The organism is Streptomyces sp. NPDC002138 (assembly GCF_040296485.1).
Classification (GTDB): Bacteria; Actinomycetota; Actinomycetes; order Streptomycetales; family Streptomycetaceae; genus Streptomyces.
In genome coordinates this window covers 48,146-73,883 of the sequence record NZ_JBEOXE010000037.1, presented here as the reverse complement: position 1 = coordinate 73,883, position 25,738 = coordinate 48,146, and the positions used below count along the sequence as shown (strand labels likewise).

The following is a 25,738-nucleotide window of genomic DNA, read 5'->3' as shown; positions in this document are numbered from 1 at the left end:
ACCCGTCTACCCTTCAGCACGCCCGCTCCGGTAGAACGCGCGGGCCCGGCCGCAGTCCACGCCCGCGTCCCGGTCCAGGTGCAGGAAGTGGTCCAGCTGCCATGCCTGCGCCTGGCCGGCCTGCCGGTTGGCGGTGGTCACCCAGGGCGGGTACACGCGAAACGCCCGCTTCCCTCCGCGCCCGTCCGTCGCCACCACACCGTGGCGACGGAGCGCGTCCATGGGAAACACGAACTGCCCGAAGTGGTCCCCGTCGCGCGCGCTGATCACGAAGAGATCGATGGGGTCCGCGCGGTCGAACGGCTGGATCGGCCCGCCCGCCGCCCTCTTCCACACGGTGACGAACTGCCCCACCTTGGTCGGCGTCACCTTGGCCGTCCGGAACAGCACGGCCAGCCCGTCGACGCTGAACCCGTGCGCGCCGTACGCGGCGCTCTCGGCCTCGGCCACCGGCACCGAGCAGACGAACCCGCAGGGATCGTAGACGAGCGCCTTGGCCGCGAGCAGGTCACCGTGCACGACGCCGCCGCCTCCCCACACCCCGCCCCCGGCGGCCGTGCGATCGGCTGGTTTCCCCTGGTGCGTCGTCATCCGCCCACTTTGTCATGGGGGCGCGCCCGGCCCACGGCCGGGCCCTGCCGCGGTGGGGCCGGAGCGGGGGCGTCCGTGTAGGCGGCCCACAGCGCGGCGTACCGGCCGCCACGGGCGAGCAGTTCGGCGTGGCTCCCGGTCTCCGCGAGGCGGCCGTGGTCCAGCACGGCGATGCGGTCGGCACGCGCCGCGGTGCCCAGCTCGTGCACGATCAGTACGGTCGTACGCGGCCGGGCGGCGCTCCGCGGGCCCGCCCCCCTGGTGGTCGGTTCGTCGAGGAGGAGAATGTCCGGGTCCGCCAACTCCGCGCGGGCCCGGGCGATCAGCCGGCGCTCGGTCACCGGCAGCGAGCCGCCGCGCCCGCTCGCGGGGTGCCCGTACCCGCCGGCCAGCCGCTCGATCGCGGCGTGGGCGCCGACCGCCCGGGCCGCCCGCTCCACCTCGGCGTCACCGGCCTCCGGGCGCCCGTACCGGATGGCGTCACGGACGGTCTCGGCGACGAGGCGCGACTCCTGCGGGACGATCCCGAGCCTGCGCCGGTACGAGGCCGGCTCGAAGGTCCGGATGTCGTGCCCGTCCACCCGGACGGCCCCGGTGGCCGGATCGTGGAACCGGGCGACCAGCTTCGCCAGCGTGGACTTGCCCGCACCGCTGGGACCGACCAGGGCGAGGGTCTGACCCGCGGGGATGCTCAGGGTGATGTCCTTCAGCGCGTCCCGGTCGCTGCCCGGGTAGCGGAACCCCACCCCGTCGAGGACGATCTCCCCGCGCAGCGGTGGGGCCGGTACGGCGCCCGGGGAGGTCGCGGGCAGGACCGGCACGGCCCGCAGCTCCCGCAGGTGCCGCAGGCCCACGGACGCCTGCTGGTAGCTGTCGAACACCTGGGAGAGCTGGCGCAGCGGGTCGAAGAACAGGTACACGTACAGCAGACAGGCCACCAGCGCGCCCACGGACAGGGCGCCCGAGCGCACCGCCCCCGCGCCCACGGTCAGAACCGCCGTCGCCGCGCCGGTGGAGCACAGCTCCGTCAGCGGGAAGTACAAGGCACCGCAGTCCTGGGCCCGTTGCTGCGCGCGGCGCTGCGCGTCGCAGAGGGCGCGGTGACGGGCGCGGGCCCGCTCCCAGGCTCCGCAGGACTGGAGGGTGGTCAACCCCGCGGCACCCTCGCGGAGTTCGGCGTTGAGGGCGCCGAGCCGGGTACGGGCGGTGCCGTAGGCGGAGGCGGAGGCGCGGCGGAACACCAGCGCCGCGACGGCCAGTACCGGCAGGAAGGCGAGGACCACGCCCGCGGTCCGCAGGTCGAGCGCGAGCAGGGCCGCGGTCACCCCGAGGAACGTGACCAGCTGCACCACCGCGACGGCCGCCCCGTTCTGCAGCAGGCCCGCCACCGCCTCGGCGTCGGCGGTGAGCAGGGTGAGGATGCGGCCGCTCGGCTCGCGGTCGTAGTAGTCGAGCCCCAGCCGCTGGAGCCGGGTGAAGGCCTGCAGGCGCAGGCCCTGGAGCAGCAGGGCGCCGGTGCGTTCGGTACTGCGGATCCGCCAGAAGGCGGCCGCCCACTTCGCGCCCACGACACCGAGCCCGGCCGCCGCGGCGGCCAGCACCACGGCGGAGGACCCCGCGCCGATGCCCCCGTCGACGCTCTTGTGGACGACCAGGGGCAGCAGCAGGTCCGCTCCGGTGCAGAGCGCGACCAGGAGCAGCCCGGTGAGCAGGGAGCCGCGCATCCGGCGGACGAGGGCGCCCGGCCCGGCGTCGTCGCCGGGGGCCTCGACGCCGGGTGGGGGCGCGGGCCCGTCCACAGGTACAGGTACAGGTACGGGTGTGGGTGCGGCCGCGGGCCCGGCGTCCGGCCCCACCTCCTCCCGGAGCAGCTCGCGGAACCGGGCGCAGCGCTCGGTCAGTTCCGCGTGCGTGCCCACGTCGACGACCCGCCCGCCGTCCACCACCGCGACGCGGTCGGCGATCAGCGCGGCGGGACGGCGCCGGGTGACGAGCAGTACGGTCCGGCCGCGCAGCGCCTCGCGCAGCCCGGCCAGGATCCGGGTCTCCTGTACGGGATCGACGGCCGAGGTCGGATCGTCGAGGACCAGCACGGCCGCCGGAGTCAGCAACGCCCGGGCCAGGGCGATGCGTTGACGCTGCCCGCCGGACAGCAGGCGGCCGTGCTCGCCGACCTCGGTGTCCAGACCCCGCGGAAGGTCACGGACCAGCCCCGTCAGCCCGGCCGCGCGTATCGCCGCCGCCGGCTCGGCGCCGGTGCCACCGGGCCGCCCCAGGGTCAGGTTGTCCCGCACGCTGCCCCGGAACAGCACCGGGTCGGCCGCCACCAGGCCGGTCAGGGCCCGCAGCGGCGCGAGGGCGTACCGGCGTACGTCGTGCTCGCCGACCCGCAGTGCGCCCCCGGCCGGGTCGCGGTGGCGGGCGAGCAGCCGGTACAGGGCTTCGGCGGTGTCGGTGGCCGCGCCGACCACGGCCAGGACCTCGCCCGGGCGGACGGTGAGGGTGAAGTCGCGCAGGGCGGGCCCGCTCGGAGCCGGGCGGTCCACGGCCCGGTCCGCGGCCCGGTCCACGGCCCGGAACGCGAGCCCGGGCGCACCGGTCGGCGGCGCGGCGGCATCCGCGGGCCCGGTCACCTGCGCCGGGGCGTCGAGGAGCTCGAAGACGCGCAGCGCGCCGGTCCGGGACTGCCGGCCGGTGGCGAGCAGGGTGGTGAACACCCGGACCGGCCCCGAGGTCTGTTCGAGGTAGGTGCAGAAGGCCAGGTAGGTGCCGAGGGTCAGTTCGCCGCGCAGGGCGAGCAGGCCGCCCCCGCCCACCGCGCAGACCTGCGCGGCCGCCGTCAGCGCGCCGAGGGCGGGCCCCGAGCGGGCCCGCAGCCGGGCCAGGCGCAGCTGGGCGGTGAGCGTGCGGCGGGCCGCGGTGGCGAACGTACGCGTCTCGCGCCGCTCCTGTCCGAAGCCCTTGACCGCCTCGACGTCCCCGATCACCCGGTCGGCGATCCGCACCAGGTCCGCGGTGCGTTCCTGCACCTCGCCGTTGGCCTCGTCGAGCCGGCGCCGCCACCGCCGCGACAACAGCGCCCACAGGGGCACCACCAGGAGCACCAGCAGGCTCAGCTGCCAGGACATGACCACCATGCAGGTGATCGCGATCAGCAGGTAGAGCGTGTTGCCCACCAGCGTCGGTACGAGCAGCAGGAGGCGCTGCACCGCGGCCAGGTCGGAGGCGGACCGGCTGACCACCTCGGCGGTGTCCCACCGGCCCGCCAGCCGGGGCAGCGCCGCGAACAGGGCGGTCCGCAGCCGGAATTGGATCTCCAGCGCCGCCCGGGAGCCCGCGCGCCGCCGCAGCAGCGTCGTGACGAAGACCATCCCGGCCGCGCCGAGGAGAGCCGCCGTCAGCGCCCCGGCCGGTCCGCCGCCGACCACCACCCGGTCCACGAAGGCCCGCTCCAGGACCGGGACCAGGGCCGCGACGCTCAGCCCCACGACGGCCGCCCCCACCGCGAGCGCCGACTGGCCGCGGCAGTACCGCGCGTACCCGGCGAGGCGGCGCGCCCAGTGCCGCCCGCCGGCCGGCGGCCGGTGCGGTGCGGCGGTCGGCTCCTTCCCGAGCGCCACCGGGGGCCCGCTCAACGCCGGGCCAGGGCCGCGGAATCGGTGAAGTGCGGCAGGATCGTGCGGAAGAGCAGCGAGTACCGCGGATGGCTCACCGGCTCCACGCCGTGCGCCGAGGCGGTGCGGAACCGGATCACGTCCCCGTCGTGGAGCGTCGTCGTGGTGGCGCCCGCGCCGCGCCCCTCCACCCAGCGGGCCTCGCCGAGGTTGACGGTGACGCCCCACTCGTCGAAGCAGGCCGGGTCCACATGCGGCTTGATGCCCACACCGGCCCCGTAGGCGAGGAGCAGCCCGGAGTTCCAGCGGGGCAGGTAGCGCCGCCCCAGCTCCTGAACGAGCGGGTCGTCCAGGCCGGGCACGAGCACCGGCCCCGAGGTGTCGATGCCCAGCCCGTACCAGCACTCGCGCCGGCCGGCCGCGATCGGTACGTCGATGAGGTCGGCCAGCGGCTGGGCCTCGGCCCAGGCGCGCAGGCGGGGCAGGCGGGCGCCGAGGTTGTCGATGATCTCTGGCACGGGGGTCTCCGATCGGTTCACCTGGCGGGACCGGCGGCGCTCGCGCCACCGGCCCCGGGAGGACGGGCACGGCGGGCCGGGTCAGGCCCCGCGGTAGACGCACCCCGAGGTCGCGGTCTCGCGGACGGTCACCGAGGACAGCGGCAACGCGTCGCTCAGCCGCTCCCAGATCCAGCGCGCGAGCACCTCGCTGGTGGGGTTCTCCAGACCGGGCACCTCGTTGAGGTAGTGGTGGTCCAGCTCCTCGTGCAGCGGGCCGAAGGCCGCCTTGATCTCGCCGAAGTCCATCACCCAGCCGCTGTCGTCGGACACCTCGCCGCTGACCGTGATGTCCACGCGGTACGAATGCCCGTGCAAGCGGGCGCACTTGTGACCCTCGGGCACCAGCGGGAGCCGGTGCGCCGCCTCGAAGGTGAATTCGCGGAAGATTTCCATCTATCTGATCCCCAGGTACTTGTGACTCTGCAGGCTGAGCTGCCAGTGCGGGTGCGCCAGGCAGTACTCCACGGCCCGGCGCGTGTGGTCATCGCGCTCGGGGCCGTCCATCGGCTGCAACCGCAGCCGCTCGAAAGCCAGTTGCTCGAACCGCTCCGGCTCGGCCCCGGCCTGCGGGTACACCAGCTTCAGCTCGTCCCCGGCGGTGAGCACCAGATCGGCGCCCGCCTTCGGGCTCACGCACAGCCAGTCGATGCCGTCCGGCGCCGGGCAGGTCCCGTTGGTCTCCACGGCGACCGCGAACCCCGCGGCGTGCAGGGCGTCCACGAGCGGCTGGTCGAGCTGGAGCAGCGGTTCGCCACCGGTGCAGACCACCAGCGGCGCCGCGCGCGGATGGTCCGTACCGCCCCAGGCGCCGGCCACGGCCGCGGCGAGATCGACGGCGCTCGCGAAGGACCCGCCGCCCGTTCCGTCGGTGCCGACGAAGTCGGTGTCGCAGAAGGTGCAGACCGCCCGGGCGCGCCCGGACTCGCGGCCGTTCCACAGGTTGCAGCCCGCGAACCGGCAGAAGACCGCGGGCCGGCCCGCCTGGCCGCCCTCGCCCTGCAGGGTGTAGAAGATCTCCTTGACCTGATAGGCCACTGTCGCCGCCTCCTGGTGCCGCGGTGGTGAGGTGTGGGGCGGGGCGCCGCCCGGGTCAGGCGGCGGGCTCGACGTGGAACGCCCAGAGCGTGACGGTGATGTCGTCGAGCGGTACGGAATCCTTGCCGACCGGGGTGCGCACCGAGGTCCGGCGCCGGTCGCTGCTCGTCTCGTACACCGTCTCGGTCCGACGCAGGTCGCCCGGCAGCTGGTCCAGCGCCGCCAGCCCGACCGTGTCGGCGAGGTCGAGCTCGTGCAGCCGGCGCCCGAGATCCGTGAGGAACGCGGTGCTCGCCATCGCCCGCGCCGCGCGCAGGGCGAGCCGGCCACCCCGCCCGGTCCCGTCCACGAACTCCAGCGGCCGGTAGCCCCAGGCAGTGCCGCCGTCCAGGGGGCCGTCGCCCCAGGAGGTGTCGACGTCGGAGAGCGCTTCGGCCCGCCAGACCGACGGCACGACCCCGGTCCAGTCCTCGCGCCGCGTGGCGCCGACGACGTAACTCCCCGCGTCGTACGTGCCGACCAGGCGTTCCCCGTCGGCGAGCCGGAAGTGCCGGTGCAGCAGGCACAGGCCCACCGACTCGTGAAGGCGGTGCCGGCAGATCACGTCGCCCAGCTCCATGAGCCGGTCCGCGTGCCGCTCGATCCTCTCCTTGGCCTCGTCGAACTCCCAGAGGGTGTTCACCACAGCGTGGGTGTAGGCAAGTTGCATCAACGGGACCTTTCCGTGGGTTCGTAGGGGCGTTCGGTCGCCCGGTCGCTCGGTCGCCGCTCAGTCGCGCAGCAGGAAGCGCCACACGGCGTCGGACGTCCGCGCGGCCGCGCCCGCGTAGGCCGCGCGGCCCTCGTCGGTCGCCAGCTCCGGACGGCCGGACCGGATGAGCGCCAGGTCCCGGACCCGGCAGGCACCGCACCGGCCGCAGGGGCGCGCGCCGCCCTCGTAACAGGACCAGGTCCGCTCGACGGGCACACCGAGCTCCAGGGCCTGCCGCACGATCGCCACCTTGTCGAGGCCGATCAGCGGGGCGTGGATCTCCACACCGCCGGGGCGGGCCTGCGTCGAGGTGGTCAGGGCCGCCAGCGCACGCATCAGCCGGAGGTACTCCGGCCCGGTGTCGGGGTAGTGGACGTCGGCCGCGGTGAATCCGAGGTGGACCGCCACCGCGCCGCGCGCCTCGGCCAGGGACATCGCGAGGGAGATGAACACGGTGTTCCGCCCCGGCACGTAGTAACGGGTGGCCGCGTCCTCATCGTGGTCCGGAGCGTGATCCTCGGCGTCATCCGCGTCATCCGCGTCGTCGTCGCCCACGGCGCCCCGGGTGAGCCGGGAGCCGTCCCAGGCGGAGAGAGCGACGTCCACCACGTGGTGTTCGACGGCTCCGACCCACGCGGCGATCGCCTCGGCCGCCAGGAGCTCACGGGCGTGCCGCTGCCCGTAGCGGTACGAGACGGCGACGACATCGGCGCCGGAACCGGCGGCCAGGGCCGCCACGACGGCGGAGTCGAGCCCTCCGGAGAGCGGCACCACCACCCGCTCGGCGGGGCCGGACCGGCCGGGCGTGCGCCCGACCGGCCCGGCCGAGCGGTCGTGCCCGCTCACTCAGTCCTCGTCGGAATGGCTGCCGGGGCTGCACTTCAGCATGGCGTTCATACCGGCGGCCCGCAGGTTCGACAGCTCGCCGTCGCTGAGCGCGTCGGCGCCGCCCACGATCTCCTGGACGCGCTCGCGGTTCACGGGAAGGACGAGGTAGAGGACCTCGCCGTCCTCTTCGAGGACCCGCCACTGCGGGCTGTCGGGAAGCTGGGAGATGCCCAGCTCGTTGAGTACCGTGGCCTGCGGGTCGGCGATGAGCCGCTCCCTGAAGCCCGGGTCCTGCTCGGCTCGCGCGACGATCGTCCGCTCGAGTTCCTGTCGGTTGGCCACCGTGTTCCGCGACATGGGCACCTTCCTTCGCATCGGGTCCGCCCGGGGTCCGTCCGGAGCGGAAATGCAGGCCGCGGCCCTGTTGTCCGCGTCCTGCCCTGCCCGAGAAGCCTGATCCGTGGCCCTAACCCGTGCCTAACGATCCGCTAACGGGCGCCCGTTAGCGGGCCGGACGGCGGGCTGGGAACGGGCCGCGTCGGCGATCTCGTCCACGATTCCCGGGAGGGCGGCGGCGTGCTCGTGCGGCCCCCGGGCGCCGCGGACTCTTGACAACCCGTCATGTTCCTGACTGCAGTGGGCACCGCGCCACTCCCACGAACGGCACCACACCCCGAAGGGATGCGACAGCGCATGACCAACCCCGAGAGCGCGGGATCCGACTACGACGTCGTCATCAGCGGAGCCAGCCTCGCCGGCAGCGCCGCGGCGATCCTGCTCGCCCGCCGCGGTGTCCGCGTCGCACTGCTGGAACGCCGCTCGGACCCCGACGCGTACAAGGTGCTGTGCACCCACTCCATCACGGCCAACGCCTACCCGGTGCTCGACGGACTCGGCCTCGTCCCCGCGCTCGAGGAGGCCGGAGCCGTCCGCAACGAGGCCCGCTGGTACACCCGTTGGGGATGGATAGAGCCGAAGGCGGCGCCCGGAGGCCCCGCGCTGCCGTATGCGTACAACGTCCGCCGCAGCACCCTGGACCCGCTGATCAGATCCCGCGCGGCGCGGACGCCCGGCGTCGATCTGCTGCTCGGCCACCAAGTGACCGGTCTGGTGGAGGAAGGCGGGCGCATCGCGGGGGTGCGCGCGTCGACGCCCCGGGGCGAGCGGGAGATCCGGGCGCGCCTGGTGATCGGCGCCGACGGCAAGGACTCGGCCGTGGCGAAGCTCGCCGGGGTTCCCGCCCGGCAGTACGAGAACGAACGCTTCGGCTACCTCGCGCACTTCCGCGACCTCCCGCTGCCCGGCGGCATCGGCCAGACCTGGTTCCTCGAGCCGGACATGGCCTACGCGTTTCCCAACGACGACGGGGTGACGGTCCTCGCGGTGCTCCCGGCCAAGAAGCGGCTGCCCGCCTTCCGGGAAGACCTGGAGGGCAGCTTCCTGTCCTTCGTCCGCGCCCTGCCCGAGGCGCCGCCCGTCGACTCGGCCGAGCGCATCACCAAGATCGTCGGTACGGTCAACTACCCGCTCGTCAGCCGCGATCCGACCGCGCCGGGGCTCGCGCTGATCGGCGACGCGGCCCTGACCGGTGATCCCCTGTGGGGAGTGGGGTGCGGCTGGGCGCTGCAGTCCGCGCACTGGCTGGCGGAGGCGGTCGCCCCGGCCGTGACCGGCCGGGGCGACCTCGACCGGTCGCTCGCGCGGTACGCCCGCAGGCACCGGCGCCGGCTGAGCGGCCATCAGTTCCTGTCCGTCGACTACGCCAAGGCGCGTCCGTTCAACCCCGGGGAGCGGCTGATGTTCTCGGCGGCCGCGCGCGACGCGTCGATGGCGCGGCACCTGTACCTGTTCGGATCCCGCCTGCTCGGCCCGATGCGCTTCCTGAACCCCGTGGCGCTGGCCAAGGCCGTGGCCGTCAACCTGAGGCACCGCGGGCCGGCCGCGCCGGTCGCGTTCCCGGCAGGTGCGGGGGCGGGGGCGGGGGCCGCTGCGGACCGCGGAGCGAACGCGCCGGGCAGCGGAAGCGGCCCCGAGGCGGGGTGACCGCGGGGGCCCGCTGCGCCCCGGGTCGTCGAGCGCGCCCCGCTCCGTGGGGCGCGTACGGGGCCTACGGCGCGTAGGCCCCGGTACGTCGTGGACGGCCCGGATGGTCAGTGACCGCCCTCCGGGGTGAGCGCCGCGGCGGCCGCGAAGAGGCGGGCGCAGCGCCGCGTCATGGCCGCCGGGGTCTGTTCCGGGTGCTTGACCCACCAGCGGACGAGGGTGGCGACCAGGTCGCGCCACACGTACATGAGCACCTCCGCGTCCAGCGGGTCGGTGGAGCCCGTCCCGCGGAGCAGTTCGGCGGTGCCGGCGGCGGCCAGCCGGTCGATGGCCGACCAGTACTCCCCGGCCCGCCGCGCCGCCTCCCCGCCCGGCGGCAGGGTGGTGTCGTAGAGCACGAACCACGCCTCCCGCTGCCCCTCCAGCGTGGTGAAGAGGGCGCTGAGCACGCGCAGCGGCGTCTGCGGGGTGGTGCCGTCCGGTCCCATCGCCGTGCGGATCGCTTCCAGGAGCCGGTCGCCGACCGGGACCAGGCAGGCGACGTACAGGTCCTCCTTCGTGCCGAAGTACTGGTGCAGCAGCGTCTTGGTGACGCCCACGCGAGCGGCGATCGCGGGCAGCGACGCGGCCGCGTAGCCCCGGGTACCGAACTCCAGCGTGGCGGCCTCCCGCATCTGCCGTGCGCGCTGCTCCCGGGGGACTCCCTTGGTGCCGGGTCTGGCGCCGGATCTGGTGCTGGCTTCGGCGCCGGTTTCGGTGCCGGGTTCGGCGCCGTGATCGCGGCCGGTACCGGTGCCGGATTTCGGAGAAGGGGTTGCCATGAAGCGATATTACCAGTACGTAATTTACCGCAAGGTAAGTTCCTGCGCACGCGACCTCTGGAGTACCTCCATGGACGGCACCACCGCTCGGCCGACCACCCGCGCCCGCTCCTGGTGGGGCTGGGGCTGGACGGACGCGCACCCCGACGACGCGGAATGCGTCGCGATGGGGGCGCTGCTCCCCGGCACCCTCGGCCGCCCGCTGCCCGTGCCCCGCATCCGCGACCTGGCCATCGGGGCCCCCGCCGTCGAGCCGCCGCCGAGCCTCGCGCACCTGGTCACCGCCGACCCGGCGGACCGCGCCGCCCACGCCATGGGCAAGGCCTACCGTGACGTGGCGCGCGCCCTGCGCGGGAAGCCGGGCCGCATCCCCGACCTCGTCGCCCGCCCGGCGGACGAGCGGGGCGTGGCGGACCTCCTGGACTGGGCCGGCGACCACCGGATCGCCGTCGTCCCGTACGGCGGGGGCTCCTCCGTCAGCGGGGGAGTGGAATACCGGGGCGACGCGCACCGGGCCGTGCTGTCCCTCGACCTGACCGCCATGGGGCGCGTCCTGGAGGTCGACACGGAGGGGCGCGCCGCGCGCATCCAGGCCGGCACCCTCGGGCCGAGCCTGGAGGACCAGCTGCGCCCGCACGGCCTCACCCTGCGGCACTTCCCGCAGAGCTTCGAGTTCTCCACGCTCGGCGGCTGGCTCGCCACCCGCGCAGGCGGCCACTACGCCACGGGGCGCACGCACATCGACGACTTCGTCCAGTCGATGCGCGTGGTCACCCCGGCCGGTACGAACTCCTCCTGGCGGCTGCCCGCTTCCGGGGCGGGCCCCTCGCCCGACCGCCTCTTCCTGGGGTCCGAAGGGGCGCTCGGCGTCATCACCGAGGCGTGGATGCGCCTGCAGGAACGCCCCCGCCACAAGGCCTCCGCGGCGGTCGCCTTCACCGACTTCCACGCCGCGCTGCGTGCGGTGCGCGCCCTCGCGCAGTCCGACCTCGCGCCCGCCAACTGCCGACTGCTCGACCCGGGGGAGGCGGCGCTGTCGGGCGCCGCGCAGGACGGCTGCTCGGTCCTCGTCCTGGGCTTCGAGTCGGCCCACGAACCGGTGGCCGACCGGCTCGCGCGGGCGGTCGAGCTCGCCCGGTCGCACGGTGGCCGGTACGACGGGAGCGGCGCCCCGGGCCCGGGCGGCGCGCCGGCCGGCGACGCGGCCGTGGGCGCGTGGCGCTCGGCCTTCCTGCGGATGCCCTACCTCCGCGACGGACTGGTCAGGATGGGCGCCATCGCGGAGACCTTCGAGACGGCGGCCACATGGGACCGCGTTCCCGGCCTGATCGACGCGGTGCGCACCGAGGTCGGTGCGGCCGCGCTGGAAGCCACCGGGCACCCCGCGACCGTCAACTGCCGTCTGACGCACGTGTATCCGGACGGCGCCGCCCCCTACTTCACCGTCCTCGCGGCCGGCCGGGGCGGCGACGAGGCCGCCCTCTGGGACGACCTCAAGGCCGTCGCCGTCGAGGTCCTGCACCGGCACCGGGCCACCATCACCCACCACCACGCCGTCGGACGCGACCACCGTCCGGGGTACGACCGCCAGCGGCCCGAGCCGTTCGCCCTGGCCCTGCGGGCCGCGAAGGGCGCGCTCGACCCCCGGGGCATCCTCAATCCGGGTGTGCTGGTCGACTGACGGGCCCGGATCGGGGAAGCCCCGATGTACGGACGGCCGGGGCCGGAGGCCTGCGGGGTCCGTCTGGCGCGTACGGGCCCACGGGGCTAAGGGGCCTGCGGGCCTACGGGCCTACGGGCCTACGGGGCCTGCGGGGCCTGCGGGGCCCGCAGGGTCTGCTCCGGGGTGAACCGCGCGAGGATCAGCAGGGTGTCGACGAGGTCCTCGGCGGGGGCGCCGGTGGCCAGGCGGCGCAGCTGCTGCCCGAAGACCAGGGCGACGGCGACGCTCGCCAGGCGGCCGGGGTCCGCCGCGCCGAGGTGGGTCAGGATCCGGGTGGCCAGCAGGTCGTAGGCGGCGAAGCACTCGGCCGCGGCGGAACGCAGGCGTTCGTCGCGGCCGGCCTGGACGTACAGCTCGAAGGGTGCGATGTGCCGGCTGTCGAAGGCGTTGCCGCCCGCGACCTGCGCCACCACCTCGGCCGCCTGCCCGATGTCGAAGCGCTCGTCGGAGCACGCGTCGGCGAGCTCCGTGAAGTGCCGGGTCTCCTCGGCGACGAAGTGCAGCAGGCTCTCGCGCAGCAGCTCGTGCTGGGTGGCGAAGTGGTAGGTGACGGAACCGAGGGAGACTCCGGCCTCCTTGGCGATCCGCCGGTTGGTGACGGCGGCGATGCCGTCCTGCCCGATGATCCGCAGTACGGCGTCGATGATGCTCTGGCGGGTGTCGGAGGCAGGGGGCATGTCGACATTCTGCCTCATCGGCCGCTACGACCACCCGTGATGCGAGGGGGAGTTGGGGCGTGCGCGGTGTGGACATGGAGCGGAGCGATCCTTACTGTTCGTTCGAACGAACAGTAGAGGGCAGCCGTGTGGGAGACATCGTGGAGATATCAGGATCGAACGTTCTGCTCACCGGGGCCACCGGAGGCATCGGCGCCGCCCTGGCGTCGAGACTGGTGGCGGAGGGAGCCCGCCTCACGGTGACCGGACGCCGGGAGGAGGCCCTGAAGGCCACCGCGGACGCCTGCGGAGCCCGTACCGTCGTCGCCGACCTGGCCGTCCGGTCCGACGTCGTCCGGCTCGCCGAGACCTGCGCCGACGCGGACGTCCTCGTCGCGAACGCCGCCCTGCCCGCCAGCGGTGACCTCCTGGACTACACCGAGGAGCAGCTCGACCGCGCCCTCGACGTCAACCTCCGCGCGCCCGTCCTGCTGTCCCGGCTGTTCGCGGAGCGGATGGCCGGCCGCCGCCACGGCCACATCGTGCTGGTCGGTTCCCTCTCCGGCAAGGCCGCGACCAAGTCGACCTCCCTCTACAACGCCACGAAGTTCGGGCTGCGCGGCTTCGCGCTCGCCCTGCGCCAGGAACTCAGGGGCACGGGGGTGGGGGTCTCCCTCGTCCAGCCCGGCTTCGTCCGCGACGCGGGAATGTTCGCGGCCACGGGCGCCGCGCCGCCCAACGGCATCAGGACCGTCACGCCCGGCCAGGTCGCCGACGGCGTCGTACGAGCCGTCCGCCGCGACCGGTGCGAGGTCAACGTGGCGCCGCTGGAGCTGCGGCTGCTCAGCGCCATCGCCGGGCAGTTCCCCGGGTTCGCCGAGCGACTCCAGGCCCGGGCGGGCGTCGACGGCTCCGTGCGGCAGATCGTCGAAGCCCAACGCTCACACCGCTAGGCCGTCAATTCCGGATCTTGCCGGGCGGCGCGGGCCAGGCAAGACCCGGAAGAGACGGCCCAGCGGTGCCTCGGAGGCCAGGCGGCGCATCGCCCCGCCCCGCCCCCGCCGACGGCTGCCCTATGCCGCGGGGTCGGCCCGCGCGTGTGTCACTCGCCCCGCGTCCACGCCAGGAAGCGGCTGAACAGGCCGCCCTTGGACTGCGACGCGGCCCCGGCGTGCGTGCGCGACGGTCCGGCGCCGGAGGGCGAGGAGGCGGCGCTCTGCTGCTGGGGCGTCTGGCCCGCGTTCGACCCGGCCGGCTCGGCGGCCGGCGGAACGGCCCTCGGGGTGAAGCGGATCGGGAGGGTGACCAGCGTGCGGATCCACGGGGTCGGCGCCCAGGTGAGCGAATGGAACGGGACGCGCATCTCGACGTCGAGCAGCTGGTTGAGCAGCGTCTCGACGGCCGTCACGGCGATCATGAAGGACGGGTCCTTGGCCGGGCAGGCGTGCGGACCCGCGCCGAACGCCAAGTGTGCCTTGGCGCTGAGCTGTTCGCGGTGCAGGGTCAGCTTCGGGTCGGTGTTGGCCGCGGCGAAGGAGATCAGGATCGGGTCGTTGGCCCGGACCACCCGGCCGCCGAGTTCGACGTCGTGAGTCGGGTAGTGGGCCGCGTAGTTGGCGATCGGCGCGTAGTTCCAGAGGGTCTGGGAAACCGCGTCCTCGACGGGGAGGCCGACCTGCCAGTCCTCTCCGAGGTACAGGGCGCTGCTGGTGCCGATGGTCGCGGCCAGCGGCGCGGTGCCGCCGGAGAGCAGGGTGACCAGCTGGTGCAGCACCTCCTCGTCGGTCAGCTGGGCCGGGTGCTCCATCAGGCGTGTCGTCAGGTCGGCCGTCGGGCGCCGCCGCTTGAGGGCGATCAGCTCCATGAGCGCCCCGCCGAGCACCTCGTCGGACCCGGGCTTCCCCTCGAAGAGGCCGCTGATCCCGGCGATCACGCGGTCGCCGATGTCGGGCGGGCAGCCGAACAGGTCGCTGAAGACCAGCAGGGGCAGCGGCTGGGCGTACTCGGCCATCAGCTCCGCCTGGCCGCGGATGTCCGTACTGAACTGGCTGATCAGGTAGTTGGCGGACTGCTGCGTCTGTCGGATGAGCTGGTGCTCGTTGACCGTGGCGAGGCTGTCGGTCACGGCCCGGCGCAGGCGGGCGTGCGCCGCACCGTCGCTGAGGAGCGCGTTGGGGCGGTAACTCATCATGGGCAGTGCCGGGCTGTCGGCGGGGACGCGCCCTTCGTTGAGGGCGTTCCAGCGGCGGGAGTCGCGCACGAAGGAGGCGGGGTTCTGCAGGACGTACAGAGCGGCGTCGTAGCTGGTGACGAGCTCGGCCTGGACGTCGGGGGCGATGTCCACGGGCGCACTGGGGCCGAAGGGGCGCAGCTGTGCGTAGTGGCTGTCCGGGTCGGCTCCGAACAAGGGGCCGAACATCTGGACGTTCCCGTGCGCGGGGCAGCCGGGGGGTATCTCCTGCGGGTGACGTGGCTGTTGCATTCCTGCGCTCCTAGCCGAGTTGGGACATGAGGTGTTTCACGAGGGTGATGAGGGCCCGCGCCGAGGATTTCTCGTCCCGTACGTCGCATTCCACGACGGGGGTGTCGGCGGTGAGGTTCAGGGCCTCGCGCACCTCGTCGAGCGGGTAGTCCGTGGTGCCCTCGAAGTGGTTCACCGCGATGGCGTACGTCAGGCCGAAGCGCTCCACGAGGTCCAGGACGGGGAAGGACTCGTGCAGCCGCTCCGGGTCGACCAGGACCAGCGCGCCCAGGGCGCCCCGGGAGAGCTCCTCCCACATCTCCTTGAAGCGCTCCTGGCCGGGCGTTCCGAAGAGGTAGAGGACCAGGGTGTCGCTCAGGGTGAGCCGGCCGAAGTCCATGGCGACCGTGGTGGTCTTCTTGTCGGGCGTGCCCGACAGGTCGTCGAAGCCCACGCTGGCCTCGGTGATCTCTTCCTCGGTCCGGAGGGGCTCGATCTCGGAGAGACTGCCGATGCAGGTGGTCTTACCGACCCCGAAATGCCCCACTATGAGGATCTTCACCGCGTGGGAGACATCTGGATCCAGGTACACGCTCTACGCTCCGAATCGATTCTTCAGGCCCTCAAGCACCGCGCTGACCAATTCCCTGTCGACGCGTTCGGCGTGCGGTATCGGTGACCTCGCGAGGATGAGACTGTCCTCCTCGAGCTGCGCCAGCAGGATGCGGACGATGCCCAGGGGCAGGTGCGTGTGCCCCGCCACCTCGGCCACGGACAGGAAGCCGTTCGCGACCAGGTCCATGACCTGCCCCGCTTCCGGGGACAGCGTGCGCGCCGCGACCTGGCCGTTCTCCGCCGCCGCGGCCGCCGTCACGAGCGTCGTGTGCTCGTACTCGTGGTCCGGGGGCAGCGCTCGTCCGTTCGTGATCACGAAGAGGGGAACTAACGGAGACGTCAGCTCCAGATCTTCATCCTGTTCGGGCCCGTCATACACGGCCTGTCCCCTCTCCTGGTGTCGCCGCCGCGGTCAGCCTGGGAACCACCTCGTGCAGACGCGTGGTGAACTCCTCTATGTCGCAGTCGTGTTCGGCGGCGGCGGCCAGGAAGGCATCGGGTCCGGCCGCCATCAGGAAGATCCAGCCGTGCTGGAACTCGATGACCGTCTGACGCCACTCCCCGTCCTCGGCGACCCCCGCGAACTGGGAGGTGACCCGGCTGTAGGCGTGGATGCCCGTCATGGCCGCGGAGATCGTGTCCGCGAGGTCGCGGCTCAGCCCGTTGGTCGCCCCGCGGGGAAGGCCGTCCGATCCCAGCAGTACGGCGTGACGGGCGCCCTTGACCTCGGACATCACCCGGTCGAGCTCGCCGAGGACGAATCCCGCGTCACCGGAGCCCTGCTGCCGGGGGGCGTTGCCCCGCGCGCCTCCGGCGTCCTCGGAGCTCACCCGTGGCGGCGAGGTGAGGTTGTTGCCCAGCCGGGCGACGAGGCGGTGCATGCGGAAGGAGATCTGCTGCATGTCCACATCGGGCGCGGCCGCGGCGGCGAGGTAGGAGCCCTGCCCCGCCCCGATCAGGAAGCTCCAGCCGTGCGAGAACTCGATGATGGTCTGGTTCCACTGCCGGTCCTCCTCAGGTCCGGCGAAGTGGGCCGTCGCCCGGCTGAGCGACTGCATCCCGGCCATGGCCGCGGAGATGGTGCGCACGTCCTTCTCGGCCAGGCCCTCCGTCGCGCCGCGGGGAAGGCCGTCCGCGGACAGCAGGACGGCGTGCCGTGCGCGGGGCACGTTGTGCACGATGTCCTCGAGCATCCACGACAGGTCTGCGGTCATGCGTCTTCGGGCCCTTCGAGCGAGGTGGCGTCAAGGTTGCGACCGGAGAGGGTGCCGCGCTGGAAGGCCCCCAGGCTGCGTCCGGAAGCACGGCCCGTCTCCCCCTGGATCCCCGGCGCCGACGAGGTGGTGCCGGGATCGGGGACGCTCGCGATGGGCGCCTGGCGTGCGCCGCGCTTGGGCAGACCGTGCATCGTGCGCGACGTGGCGCTCTGGGGCCGGCTCTCGGGGGCCCGCCGGATGTCGCTCACCGGGGCCTCCTGGGCGGGCGGCAGCTCCTCCATGGTCCACAGCTCCTCGGGCAAGAGGACGACGGCCCTGACGCCGCCGTACCGGGAGACTCCGGTGACGTCCACCCTGAAGCCGTGCTGACGTGCGATCAGGCCGATGACGGGGAAGCCGAACTTCGGCTGGGTCCCGAGCTGCGACAGCCGGGGGGCGACCTCGCCGGAGAGCAGCGCGGTCGCCCGCTGCCGGTCCTCGTCGTTCATGCTGACACCCGCGTCGTCGATGACGATGCACAGGTTGTTCTGGACGCGCTGGAACGTCACCTCGATCGGCGCGTCGTGCTGCGAGAAGCTGGCGGCGTTGTCGAGCAGCTCCGCCACGGCGAGGGCGACGGGCGCGACCGCGGACGCCTTCAGGGCGAGACCGGTCTGCTGCATGATCGCGACCCGGTGGAAGTTGCGGATCTGGCTCTGGGCGCTGCGTACGACGTCGTAGACGCTGGCGGGCCGGTTACGACGGCCGAGCGGCGCACCGCACATGACGGCGATGCCCTGAGCCTTGCGCGCCATCTGGGCGTTGGCGTGGTTGACGTCCAACAGGTCGCTGAGGACGGCGTGTCCGCCGTACTTGCGCTGGATGCCGTCCAGCAGCGTCGTCTGCTCGGCCGCGAGGCTCTGCAGGAGGCTGGCGGCGGCCTTGAGGACGGCCTTGGTGTTCTCCTCCGCCGCCTCCTTGGCTTCGCGGAGCGTGGCGTCCTGCTCGTTGCGGAACCTCTGGAGCTCGGCGCGCGAAGCGTGCAGGTAACTGTCCGCCGTGAGCAGCTGCTGCCTCAGTTCGGCCTCGGTGTGCTGCTTCTTCGCCCCCAGCGCTCTGTTGCGGGCGACGAGTGCCACGACCGCGGCGACGGCTATCGCCGTGACCGCAACCAAGCACCACACAAGTGCGTCTCGATTCATGGAAACCTTTCCCGGCGCATGGCATGCGGACGGCTGCAGATACACCTCGCGAGGCCCCGCAACACAGCTGATCGGCACCGGTTCACCTGCGGTGACGCGGAAAACAGGCCGCCGATCGCGATCAGGATCCGTGTCAAAACGGAGCAAGATCACAGATGCGGGGATGCTATCACCCGGATCTTCGCCGCCTCGACGCCCGCAATACCGCCGTTTGCCCCCAACCCGCCTGTCACAGAAGCGGGTTGACATGCCCTTTAGTCGCGGCACCCACCCCCGGCCGCCCCCCTCGCCACCGCATCCGTTCAGCAGTTCTTCATGAGAGAAGTGACAATCTCTCACATTGTCCCGGACCCCAGGTCACCGAGGCCCGGGGGGTCTCACGCCGTTGTGCGCTGTCGTGCCAACTCGTGGGCGCAGGAGGTCAACACGGTCGGTCCGGTCGCTCGTAGCGTGACGACGTGCCGAGCCGCCGACGCGGTGGGCACGTTGCCGATCGCTTCGAAAGGACCCCCTCATGTTCGACATCAACAAGGTGAAGGCCGCCCCGAGCAAGGACCTGCTCACGCCCGACAACGCGGTCATGCTCTTCGTCGACCACCAGCCGCAGATGTTCTTCGGCACCGGCAGCGGCGACCGCGCCGCGATCATCAACAGCACCGTGGGCCTCGCCAAGGCCGCCCGGGCTTTCGACGTGCCGGCCGTCCTGACCACGGTGGCCGCCGAGTCGTTCTCCGGGCCCCTGCTGCCGCAGCTCGCCGAGGTGTTCCCCAAGAGCGAGCCCATCGACCGCACCAGCATGAACGCCTGGGAGGACGAGGCGCTCGTCGCGGCGGTCAAGGCGACCGGGCGCAAGAAGATCGTTCTGTCGGGTCTGTGGACCGAGGTCTGCCTGGTGCTGCCCGCGCTCTCGGCGCTGGAGCAGGGCTACGAGGTGTACGTCGTCTCCGACGCCTCCGGTGGCGTCAGCCCGGCCGCCCACGAGCACGCGCTGCAGCGGATGATCGCCGCCGGCGCCGTCCCGGTGACCTGGGTGCAGGTGCTCCTGGAGCTGCAGCGCGACTGGGCGCGCGAGGAGACGTACGGCGCGGTCATGGAGATCGTCAAGGCCCACGCGGGCGCGTACGGCCTGGGTGTCGTGTACGCGCAGAGCATCATCGGCGCGCACGCGGCCGGCTGACCCCTGTGGACACCGGCATTCTGATCCTGCGTCTGCTGGTGGGGCTGCTCGTCGCCGCCCACGGTGTGCAGAAGGTCAGTTCACACCTCGGCGGCAAGGGACTCGAGGGCGGTACCGAGGAGTTCCGCGCCGACGGCTTCCGCGGCGGTGCTCTCACCGCCCTCGCCGCGGGCGGTGGCCAGATCGGGTCGGGCCTGCTGCTCGCCGCCGGCCTCCTGACCCCGCTCGCCGCGACCGGGACCATCGGGGTCATGACGGTCGCGCTCACCGTGAAACGGCGCCACGGACTCTGGGTGCAGAACGACGGATACGAGTACCCGCTCGTCCTCATCGGCACCGCCGCCGCCCTCGCCGCCACCGGCCCCGGGGCCTGGTCCCTCGACGCGGCCCTCGGCCTCACGCCGTACCCGCTGTGGTGGGCCGCCCTCGCGCTCGCGGCCGGTCTCGGCAGCGGACTCCTCACCCGGCTCGTCCTGCACCGGCCCCCCGCTCCGGCGACCGCCGAGCGCTGAGCGCTGAGTGCCGAGCGCGAGCCGCACGGACCGGGTCCGGTCGCCCGCGTAACCCCCCGACCGGGCGGCCGGGCCCTTCCCACCCACCCTCTTTCCCGAACAGGAGCCTTCGATGGGCACCCTCACGACCCCGCACGGCGGCGGCCAGCCGCTGCTGCACCAGAAGGGCGCCGAGACCCAGGCGTTCGGCACGCTCAGGCAGGTGCCGATCGGTCTCGGCCACGACACCCGCATGTACGCCTGCCAGCGGCTGAACCGCGTTCTCGCCGACACGCAGATCCTCCACTCCCTCTACAAGAAGCACCACTGGCTCATGCGCGGGGCCACCTTCTACTCGCTCCATCTGATGCTGGACAAGCACGCGGAGGCCCAACTGGCCATCGTGGACGCGCTGGCCGAGCGCGTCCAGAGCCTCGGCGGCGTCGCCGTCGGGGACCCGCGCCACGTCGCGGAGCTGACGTCGATCCCCCGCCCGCCGGACGGCGTCGAGCCGGTGCCCGTCATGCTGTCGCGGCTCCTGGACGCGCACGAGCGGATCCTGATCGACGCACGGGACGCCACCGCCCGGCTCTCCGGGGAGGGCGACGAGGGCAGCGCCGACCTGCTCGTCTCCGAGGTCGTCCGGACCGGCGAGGCGCAGGTGTGGTTCCTGGCCGAGCACCTCGTGGACACCCCGCTGGTGCGCGGCTGATGGACACCTACGACGTCGTCGTGGTCGGCGGCGGTCCGGCCGGCGAGGTCGTCGCCGACCGGACCGTCCGGTCGGGGCTGACCGCCGTCCTCGTCGAGGCCGAGGCGGTCGGCGGCGAGTGCTCCTACCGCGCCTGCGTGCCGAGCAAGGCCCTGCTGCGACCCGGCGCCGCCCGGGTGGCGGCCCGCTCGGTCGACGGGGCCCGCCAGGCGGTCACGGCGGCACTCGACCCGGCGCGCGTCCTGGCCCGCCGTGACCGCTTCACGGGGCGCGGCGACGACACCGGCCAGGCCGACTGGCTCGCCGGCGCGGGCATCGCGCTCGTACGGGGGCACGGCCGGCTCGCCGGTGAGCGCCGGGTGGAGGTGACCGGGGCCGACGGCACGGTCCGTACCCTGCGGGCCCGGCGCGCGGTCGTGGTCTGCACCGGCACGGGGGCCGTGCTGCCGCCGGTCGAGGGGCTCGACCGGATCGGCGTGTGGACCAGCGGGCAGGCCACCACGGCCGACGCGGTACCCGCGCGCCTCGTCGTCATCGGCGGGGGAGTGGTGGCCTGCGAGATGGCCACCGCGTGGCGCTCGCTCGGCTCCTCCGTCACCCTGCTCGTCCGCGACCAGGCCCTGCTGACCGGCTGGGAGCCGTGTGCCGGCGAAGAGGTCACCCGGGGTCTGAGTGATCTGGGCGTCACCATCCGCTTCGGGGTGTCGGCCGTCCGGGCCGCCCGTGACGAGGACACCCGCACGGTGACCGTGGACACCGACGACGGGACCACCCTCGTCTGCGACGAAGTCCTCGCCGCCGTCGGCAGGCGCCCGCGCACCGAGGACCTCGGCCTGGACTCCGTCGGACTGCCGGCGGGCGACTGGCTCCGGGTCGACGACACGTGCCGGGTCACCGGGGTCGAGGGTCACTGGCTCTATGCCGTCGGCGACGTGAACCACCGGGCGCCGCTGACCCACATGGCCAAGTACCAGGCCCGCGCCTGCGCGGCGGCGATCGCCGAGCGGGCCGCGGGGCGCCCGGCCGAGAGCGGCGGCCGGCGGCCGTGGAGCGCGGAGGCCGACCGTTTCGCCGTCCCCCAGGCCGTCTTCACCTCTCCTGAGGTCGCGAGCGTCGGTCTCACCGAACGCGCGGCACGCGAAGCGGGTCTCGCGGTGCGCACGGTGGAGTACCGCATCGATGACGTCGCCGGGGCCGCGCTCCACGCGGACGACTACCGCGGTCTCGCCAAGCTCGTCGTCGACGAGACCCGAGGAGTCGTCATCGGCTGCACCCTCACCGGCCCGATGGCGACCGAGCTCATCCACACGGCCACCGTCGCCCTCGTGGGCGAGGTCCCCCTGGAACGCCTCTGGCACGCCGTGCCCGCCTTCCCGACGGTGAGCGAGGTCTGGCTACGGCTCCTGGAGGCGTACGGCCTCTGAGACGAGCCCCGCCCGACCAGCGCACCCCCGCCCGCCCGACCGGGCATCCCCGCACGCTTCACCACCCGACAAGGAAAACCCCATGCACCCCACGAGGCGCACCCGCACCCGCACCCGCACCCGCTCCCGCACGCTCGCCCTCGCCCTTGCCCTGCCCGCGACGCTGGCCGCCCTGATCGGCGCCGCACCCGCGAGCGCCCCGGCCGCCGACGCCACCGACCGGCACGGCCCCAAGCCCACGATCGTCCTCGTCCACGGGGCGTTCGCCGACGCCTCCAGCTGGAGCGGCACGATCAGACGGTTGCAGCGCGCCGGCTACCCCGTCCTGGCCCCCGCCAACCCGCTGCGCGGTCTCGCCGCGGACACCGCCTACCTGCGGAGCGTGCTGGCCGCGGTCGACGGACCCGTCGTCCTGGTCGGCCACTCCTACGGCGGCGCCGTCATCAGTGGCGCCGCCGTGGGCGACAGCCGGGTGAAGGCCCTCGTCTACATCGCCGCGTTCACCCCGGACAAGGGCGAGAGCGCGGCCGAGCTCGCCGCCAAGTTCCCGGGCTCCACCCTCGGCGACACCGTGAACCCGCGGTCGTACCCGCTGCCCGGCGGTGGCACCGGCACCGAACTCGTCATCGAACGGGCCGCGTTCCACCGGCAGTTCGCAGCCGACGTGCCCTCCGCCGACGCGGCCGTCATGGCCGCGGCCCAACGCCCGGTCGCCACCGCCGCGCTGGAGGAGAAGGCGGGGGAAGCGGCCTGGAAGACGATCCCGTCATGGGCGCTGATCGCCACCGCCGACAAGAACATCCCGCCGGCCGCCGAGCGCTGGATGGCCCGGCGCGCCGGCGCGCACCTCACCGAGGTGGACGCCTCCCACGCCGTGGCCGTCTCCCGTCCGGCCGTGGTCGCCGACGTGGTCCTCGACGCCGCACGGGTGACCCGCTGAGCCTCCGGCCTGCCCCGTCCCGCACATCCCCAGAAGGAGAACCCCTCATGAAGAACCGGCCGATCCTCGAACCCGCCGCCCAGGCGTTCGCCGACGCCACCGCCCAGCCGCCGTACCTCTACCAGATCCCGGTAGCCGAAGGCCGCAAGGCGGTGGACGACGTGCAGAGCGGCGAGGGTGTTCCGCTGCCCGACGTCGACGAGGAGTGGGTCACCGTCCACGGCGGCCCGACCGGCGACGTCCGCGCCCGGATCGTCCGCCCGCGCGGCGCCACCGGTCCGCTGCCCGTCATCCTCTACCTCCACGGCGCGGGCTGGGTCTTCGGCAATGCCCACACCCATGACCGGCTCGTCCGTGAACTCGCCGTCGGCGCCGGGGCGGCCGTCGTCTTCCCCGCATACGACCTCTCTCCCGAGGCCCGCTACCCCGTCGCGATCGAGCAGAACTACGCCGTCGCCCAGTGGGTCGCCCGCGAGGGCCACCACAAGGACCTCGACGGCACGCGGATCGCCGTCGCGGGCGACTCGGTCGGCGGCAACATGAGCGCAGCCCTCACCCTCATGGCCAAGCAGCGCGGCGATGTGACCCTCGTCCAGCAGGTGCTCTTCTACCCGGTCACGGACGCGAGCTGCGACACCGACTCGTACCACCTCTTCGCCGAGGGCTACTTCCTGCGCCGCGACGCCATGACGTGGTTCTGGGACCAGTACACGACCGACGAGGCCGAGCGCACCCAGATCACCGCCTCCCCGCTGCGCGCCTCCACCGAGCAGCTCACCGGCCTGCCGCCGGCCCTGGTGATCACGGCCGAGGCGGACGTCCTGCGCGACGAGGGCGAGGCGTACGCGGCGAAGCTCCGCGCCGCCGGGGTCCCCGTGACCGCGCTCCGCGTCCAGGGGACCATCCACGACTTCGTGATGCTGAACGCGCTGCGCGGGACGCGGGCCGCCGAACTCGCCATCGGACTCGCCACCGACACCCTCCGCAAGGCCCTCGCATGACCGGGCCGTCGACGAGCATGCCGGTGGCGGGCCTCGTCCCCGCCTCGCGTCCGGACCACGCGCACGCCGACCTCCTCGTCCGCAACGCCAAGGTGTTCACCGGTGACCCCGACCGGCCCGGGGCCCGCGCCGTCGCGATCCGTGACGGCCGCGTCGCGGCCCTCGGCGACGACCACGACCTCGCCCACCTCGTCGGGCCCGGCACCAAGGTCGTCGACGCTCTCGGCCGCAGGGTGATCCCCGGTCTCAACGACTCGCACCTGCACGTCATCCGAGGCGGCCTGAACTACGTCCTGGAGCTGCGCTGGGACGGGGTGCGCAGTCTGCGCCACGCCCTGGCCATGCTGCGCGAGCAGGCCGGCCGGACGCCCAAGGGGCAGTGGATCCGCGTCGTGGGCGGCTGGACCGCCGAACAGTTCGCGGAGCGCAGGATGCCGACGGTCGCCGAGCTGAACGCCGCCGCACCGGACACCCCCGTCTTCGTCCTGCACCTGTACCAGTCGGCCCTGATGAACCGGGCCGCGGTCCGGGCGGCCGGATTCACGCGCGACACCCCGGATCCCCGCGGCGGGCAGATCGTCCGGGGCCGGGACGGCGAACCGAACGGCGTCCTCCTCGCCGCGCCGAGCGCCCTCATCCTGTACTCGACCCTGGCCAAGGCGCCGGCTCTCGACGAGGCCGACCAGCGGACATCCACGCGCCACTTCCTGCGCGAGCTGAACCGCTTCGGGCTGACGTCCGCGGTCGACGCCGCCGGCGGGTTCCAGAACTTCCCCGACAACTACGCCACGGTCGTCGACCTCGCCCGGTCGGGGGAGCTGACCCTCCGGATCGCCTACCACCTCTTCCCGCAGACGGCCGGGCAGGAGCTCGCCGACCTGAAGCGGTGGACCGAGACGGTCAAGCCCGGGGACGGGGACGAATGGCTCCGGCTGAACGGGGCGGGCGAGAACCTGACCTGGGCCGCCGCGGACTTCGAGAACTTCTCCGAGCCCCGTCCCGCGCTCGCCGAGGGGTACGAGGCCGAGTTCGAGAAGGCGGTCCGGCTGCTGCTGGAGAACGGCTGGGGCTTCCGGCTCCACGCCACGTACGACGAGACGATCCGCCGCGACCTGGCCGTCTTCGAGAAGCTCGCGGCCGAAGGGCTCTTCCCCGGCGGCAACCGCTGGCTGTTCGACCACGCCGAGACCGTCTCCACCGACAGCCTCGACCGGATCGCCGCCCTCGGCGGCGCCGTCTCCGTACAGAACCGGATGTCCTTCCAGGGCGCCGCGTTCCTCGACCGGTACGGTGCCGAGGCCGCCGCCCACACCCCGCCGGTCCGGGCCATGCTCGACCGGGGCCTGACCGTCGCCGCCGGAACCGACGCCACCCGCGTCTCCTCGTACAACCCGTGGGTCGCGCTCCACTGGCTCGTGACCGGACGCACCGTCGGCGGCACCGCGCTCTACCCGGCCGGGAACCTGATCGACCGGGAGACCGCCCTCGGTCTGTACACCCGCGGCGGAGCACGGCTCACCGGCGAGCAGGACGTCAAGGGAACCCTGCGCGAGGGCTGCTACGGCGACCTCGCGATCCTGTCCGACGACTACCTCACCGTGCCCGAGGAGGTCATCCCCGGCATCGAGTCCCTGCTCACCGTCGTCGGCGGCCGGATCGTCTGGGCGAGCGCGGAGTACGAGGGTCTCGACGAGGCCGTCCCGCCGGTCAGCCCGGTGTGGAGCCCGGTGGCCCACTTCGGCGGCTACCAGAGCGGCGCCCTCCAGGCGTCGGCCGTGGCCGAGGCCGTCGCCGAGGCCGAGCGGCACCGCCGGTGGCGCGTCGCGCGCGGCTCCGTCCCCGAGACGACGCCGTCCTTCGTCGACCCCTGCTTCGAGCACTGAGAGAGAGCCACCCG

At 73.5% G+C, this 25,738-nt stretch carries 25 protein-coding genes; 10 read left to right on the top strand and 15 right to left on the bottom strand.

The genetic code is table 11. From position 1 onward, the window contains the following. Positions 1 to 6 precede the first annotated feature (6 nt). From ABT084_RS23555 to ABT084_RS23520, 8 genes are all read right to left on the bottom strand, one after another. Positions 7 to 591, bottom strand: a complete 585-nt coding sequence (locus tag ABT084_RS23555; protein ID WP_351047239.1) for a MepB family protein — start codon at positions 589 to 591, stop codon at positions 7 to 9. Continuing rightward, positions 588 to 4,211, bottom strand: coding sequence for an ABC transporter ATP-binding protein (locus ABT084_RS23550; protein WP_351047236.1), 3,624 nt, complete (start codon positions 4,209 to 4,211; stop codon positions 588 to 590). Before ABT084_RS23550 ends, ABT084_RS23555 begins: the two co-directional genes overlap by 4 nt. An 11-nt stretch (positions 4,212 to 4,222) precedes the next feature. Then, the gene (locus ABT084_RS23545) at positions 4,223 to 4,723 is read right to left on the bottom strand and encodes a hypothetical protein (protein WP_351047233.1); all 501 of its coding nucleotides are present in this window, start codon (positions 4,721 to 4,723) and stop codon (positions 4,223 to 4,225) included. Between the two features lie 81 nt (positions 4,724 to 4,804). Beyond that, positions 4,805 to 5,158, bottom strand: coding sequence for a 6-carboxytetrahydropterin synthase QueD (gene queD, locus ABT084_RS23540; RefSeq protein WP_351047230.1), 354 nt, complete (start codon positions 5,156 to 5,158; stop codon positions 4,805 to 4,807). Next, the gene (queE, locus tag ABT084_RS23535; RefSeq protein ID WP_351047227.1) at positions 5,159 to 5,800 is read right to left on the bottom strand and encodes a 7-carboxy-7-deazaguanine synthase; all 642 of its coding nucleotides are present in this window, start codon (positions 5,798 to 5,800) and stop codon (positions 5,159 to 5,161) included. A gap of 55 nt (positions 5,801 to 5,855) precedes the next feature. Next, the gene (locus tag ABT084_RS23530; RefSeq protein ID WP_351047224.1) at positions 5,856 to 6,509 is read right to left on the bottom strand and encodes a hypothetical protein; all 654 of its coding nucleotides are present in this window, start codon (positions 6,507 to 6,509) and stop codon (positions 5,856 to 5,858) included. A gap of 60 nt (positions 6,510 to 6,569) precedes the next feature. Next, a complete protein-coding gene (gene queC / locus ABT084_RS23525; protein ID WP_351047222.1) occupies positions 6,570 to 7,397 on the bottom strand; it encodes a 7-cyano-7-deazaguanine synthase QueC in 828 nt (275 codons plus the stop codon). Then, positions 7,398 to 7,736, bottom strand: coding sequence for an NHLP leader peptide family RiPP precursor (locus ABT084_RS23520; RefSeq protein ID WP_351047219.1), 339 nt, complete (start codon positions 7,734 to 7,736; stop codon positions 7,398 to 7,400). 336 nt (positions 7,737 to 8,072) lie between these two features. Between ABT084_RS23520 and ABT084_RS23515 the strand changes: the two genes are divergently transcribed. Then, positions 8,073 to 9,422, top strand: coding sequence for an NAD(P)/FAD-dependent oxidoreductase (locus tag ABT084_RS23515; RefSeq protein WP_351047217.1), 1,350 nt, complete (start codon positions 8,073 to 8,075; stop codon positions 9,420 to 9,422). Between the two features lie 107 nt (positions 9,423 to 9,529). On the opposite strand, the gene ABT084_RS23510 is transcribed toward ABT084_RS23515, so the two are convergent. Continuing rightward, positions 9,530 to 10,243 (bottom strand): TetR/AcrR family transcriptional regulator, encoded by a 714-nt coding sequence (locus tag ABT084_RS23510; RefSeq protein ID WP_502969036.1) that lies wholly within the window; start codon positions 10,241 to 10,243, stop codon positions 9,530 to 9,532. 70 nt (positions 10,244 to 10,313) lie between these two features. On the opposite strand from ABT084_RS23510, the gene ABT084_RS23505 reads away from it, so the two are divergent. Next, the gene (locus ABT084_RS23505) at positions 10,314 to 11,924 is read left to right on the top strand and encodes an FAD-binding oxidoreductase (RefSeq protein WP_351047214.1); all 1,611 of its coding nucleotides are present in this window, start codon (positions 10,314 to 10,316) and stop codon (positions 11,922 to 11,924) included. A 119-nt stretch (positions 11,925 to 12,043) separates the two neighbouring features. On the opposite strand, the gene ABT084_RS23500 is transcribed toward ABT084_RS23505, so the two are convergent. Next, positions 12,044 to 12,643, bottom strand: a complete 600-nt coding sequence (locus ABT084_RS23500; protein WP_351047212.1) for a TetR/AcrR family transcriptional regulator — start codon at positions 12,641 to 12,643, stop codon at positions 12,044 to 12,046. A 140-nt stretch (positions 12,644 to 12,783) separates the two neighbouring features. Here ABT084_RS23500 and ABT084_RS23495 point away from each other — a divergent pair, with 140 nt between their 5' ends. Beyond that, positions 12,784 to 13,575, top strand: coding sequence for an SDR family NAD(P)-dependent oxidoreductase (locus tag ABT084_RS23495; RefSeq protein ID WP_351047210.1), 792 nt, complete (start codon positions 12,784 to 12,786; stop codon positions 13,573 to 13,575). Positions 13,576 to 13,724: 149 nt separating this feature from the next. On the opposite strand, the gene ABT084_RS23490 is transcribed toward ABT084_RS23495, so the two are convergent. The 5 genes from ABT084_RS23490 to ABT084_RS23470 are packed head-to-tail and all read right to left on the bottom strand — an operon-like array spanning position 13,725 to position 18,096. Further along, positions 13,725 to 15,104, bottom strand: coding sequence for a cytochrome P450 family protein (locus tag ABT084_RS23490; RefSeq protein ID WP_351047207.1), 1,380 nt, complete (start codon positions 15,102 to 15,104; stop codon positions 13,725 to 13,727). A gap of 10 nt (positions 15,105 to 15,114) precedes the next feature. Then, positions 15,115 to 15,675: a GTP-binding protein gene (locus tag ABT084_RS23485; protein ID WP_351047205.1), complete on the bottom strand. Its 561-nt coding sequence runs from the start codon at positions 15,673 to 15,675 to the stop codon at positions 15,115 to 15,117. Between the two features lie 3 nt (positions 15,676 to 15,678). Further along, a complete protein-coding gene (locus tag ABT084_RS23480) occupies positions 15,679 to 16,077 on the bottom strand; it encodes a DUF742 domain-containing protein (RefSeq protein WP_351047202.1) in 399 nt (132 codons plus the stop codon). Beyond that, entirely contained in the window at positions 16,070 to 16,912 is an 843-nt protein-coding gene (locus ABT084_RS23475; protein WP_351047199.1) for a roadblock/LC7 domain-containing protein, read from the bottom strand. Before ABT084_RS23475 ends, ABT084_RS23480 begins: the two co-directional genes overlap by 8 nt. Beyond that, positions 16,909 to 18,096, bottom strand: a complete 1,188-nt coding sequence (locus ABT084_RS23470) for an ATP-binding protein (RefSeq protein ID WP_351047197.1) — start codon at positions 18,094 to 18,096, stop codon at positions 16,909 to 16,911. Before ABT084_RS23470 ends, ABT084_RS23475 begins: the two co-directional genes overlap by 4 nt. Before the next feature lie 514 nt (positions 18,097 to 18,610). Between ABT084_RS23470 and ABT084_RS23465 the strand changes: the two genes are divergently transcribed. From ABT084_RS23465 to ABT084_RS23435, 7 genes are all read left to right on the top strand, one after another. Further along, positions 18,611 to 19,273, top strand: coding sequence for a hydrolase (locus ABT084_RS23465; protein WP_351047194.1), 663 nt, complete (start codon positions 18,611 to 18,613; stop codon positions 19,271 to 19,273). A gap of 5 nt (positions 19,274 to 19,278) precedes the next feature. After that, positions 19,279 to 19,785 carry a DoxX family membrane protein gene (locus ABT084_RS23460; RefSeq protein ID WP_351047191.1) on the top strand — a complete coding sequence of 169 codons (507 nt, stop codon included), beginning with the start codon at positions 19,279 to 19,281 and terminating at the stop codon, positions 19,783 to 19,785. Between the two features lie 112 nt (positions 19,786 to 19,897). After that, the gene (locus tag ABT084_RS23455; protein WP_351047188.1) at positions 19,898 to 20,476 is read left to right on the top strand and encodes a Dps family protein; all 579 of its coding nucleotides are present in this window, start codon (positions 19,898 to 19,900) and stop codon (positions 20,474 to 20,476) included. Further along, a complete protein-coding gene (locus ABT084_RS23450; RefSeq protein ID WP_351047185.1) occupies positions 20,476 to 21,900 on the top strand; it encodes a dihydrolipoyl dehydrogenase family protein in 1,425 nt (474 codons plus the stop codon). Before ABT084_RS23455 ends, ABT084_RS23450 begins: the two co-directional genes overlap by 1 nt. An 82-nt stretch (positions 21,901 to 21,982) precedes the next feature. Beyond that, on the top strand, positions 21,983 to 22,840 hold the full coding sequence (locus ABT084_RS23445) for an alpha/beta fold hydrolase (RefSeq protein ID WP_351047183.1): 858 nt from the start codon (positions 21,983 to 21,985) through the stop codon (positions 22,838 to 22,840). Positions 22,841 to 22,887: 47 nt separating this feature from the next. Beyond that, on the top strand, positions 22,888 to 23,841 hold the full coding sequence (locus tag ABT084_RS23440; protein WP_351047180.1) for an alpha/beta hydrolase: 954 nt from the start codon (positions 22,888 to 22,890) through the stop codon (positions 23,839 to 23,841). Next, positions 23,838 to 25,724: an amidohydrolase gene (locus tag ABT084_RS23435; RefSeq protein WP_351047177.1), complete on the top strand. Its 1,887-nt coding sequence runs from the start codon at positions 23,838 to 23,840 to the stop codon at positions 25,722 to 25,724. The genes ABT084_RS23440 and ABT084_RS23435 overlap by 4 nt, the downstream gene beginning before the upstream one ends. Positions 25,725 to 25,738 lie beyond the last annotated feature (14 nt).

Excerpts from the sequence above, each read along its gene's own strand:
- queD (WP_351047230.1), bottom strand. The coding sequence starts at position 5,158 with ATGGAAATCTTCCGCGAATTCACCTTCGAGGCGGCGCACCGGCTCCCG.
- ABT084_RS23435 (WP_351047177.1), top strand. The coding sequence starts at position 23,838 with ATGACCGGGCCGTCGACGAGCATGCCGGTGGCGGGCCTCGTCCCCGCC.
- ABT084_RS23440 (WP_351047180.1), top strand. The coding sequence starts at position 22,888 with ATGAAGAACCGGCCGATCCTCGAACCCGCCGCCCAGGCGTTCGCCGAC.
- ABT084_RS23520 (WP_351047219.1), bottom strand. The coding sequence starts at position 7,736 with ATGTCGCGGAACACGGTGGCCAACCGACAGGAACTCGAGCGGACGATC.
- ABT084_RS23470 (WP_351047197.1), bottom strand. The coding sequence starts at position 18,096 with ATGAATCGAGACGCACTTGTGTGGTGCTTGGTTGCGGTCACGGCGATA.
- ABT084_RS23530 (WP_351047224.1), bottom strand. The coding sequence starts at position 6,509 with ATGCAACTTGCCTACACCCACGCTGTGGTGAACACCCTCTGGGAGTTC.
- ABT084_RS23465 (WP_351047194.1), top strand. The coding sequence starts at position 18,611 with ATGTTCGACATCAACAAGGTGAAGGCCGCCCCGAGCAAGGACCTGCTC.
- ABT084_RS23555 (WP_351047239.1), bottom strand. The coding sequence starts at position 591 with ATGACGACGCACCAGGGGAAACCAGCCGATCGCACGGCCGCCGGGGGC.
- ABT084_RS23450 (WP_351047185.1), top strand. The coding sequence starts at position 20,476 with ATGGACACCTACGACGTCGTCGTGGTCGGCGGCGGTCCGGCCGGCGAG.
- ABT084_RS23475 (WP_351047199.1), bottom strand. The coding sequence starts at position 16,912 with ATGACCGCAGACCTGTCGTGGATGCTCGAGGACATCGTGCACAACGTG.
- ABT084_RS23490 (WP_351047207.1), bottom strand. The coding sequence starts at position 15,104 with ATGCAACAGCCACGTCACCCGCAGGAGATACCCCCCGGCTGCCCCGCG.
- ABT084_RS23515 (WP_351047217.1), top strand. The coding sequence starts at position 8,073 with ATGACCAACCCCGAGAGCGCGGGATCCGACTACGACGTCGTCATCAGC.
- ABT084_RS23445 (WP_351047183.1), top strand. The coding sequence starts at position 21,983 with ATGCACCCCACGAGGCGCACCCGCACCCGCACCCGCACCCGCTCCCGC.
- ABT084_RS23500 (WP_351047212.1), bottom strand. The coding sequence starts at position 12,643 with ATGCCCCCTGCCTCCGACACCCGCCAGAGCATCATCGACGCCGTACTG.
- ABT084_RS23510 (WP_502969036.1), bottom strand. The coding sequence starts at position 10,243 with ATGGCAACCCCTTCTCCGAAATCCGGCACCGGTACCGGCCGCGATCAC.
- ABT084_RS23455 (WP_351047188.1), top strand. The coding sequence starts at position 19,898 with ATGGGCACCCTCACGACCCCGCACGGCGGCGGCCAGCCGCTGCTGCAC.
- ABT084_RS23505 (WP_351047214.1), top strand. The coding sequence starts at position 10,314 with ATGGACGGCACCACCGCTCGGCCGACCACCCGCGCCCGCTCCTGGTGG.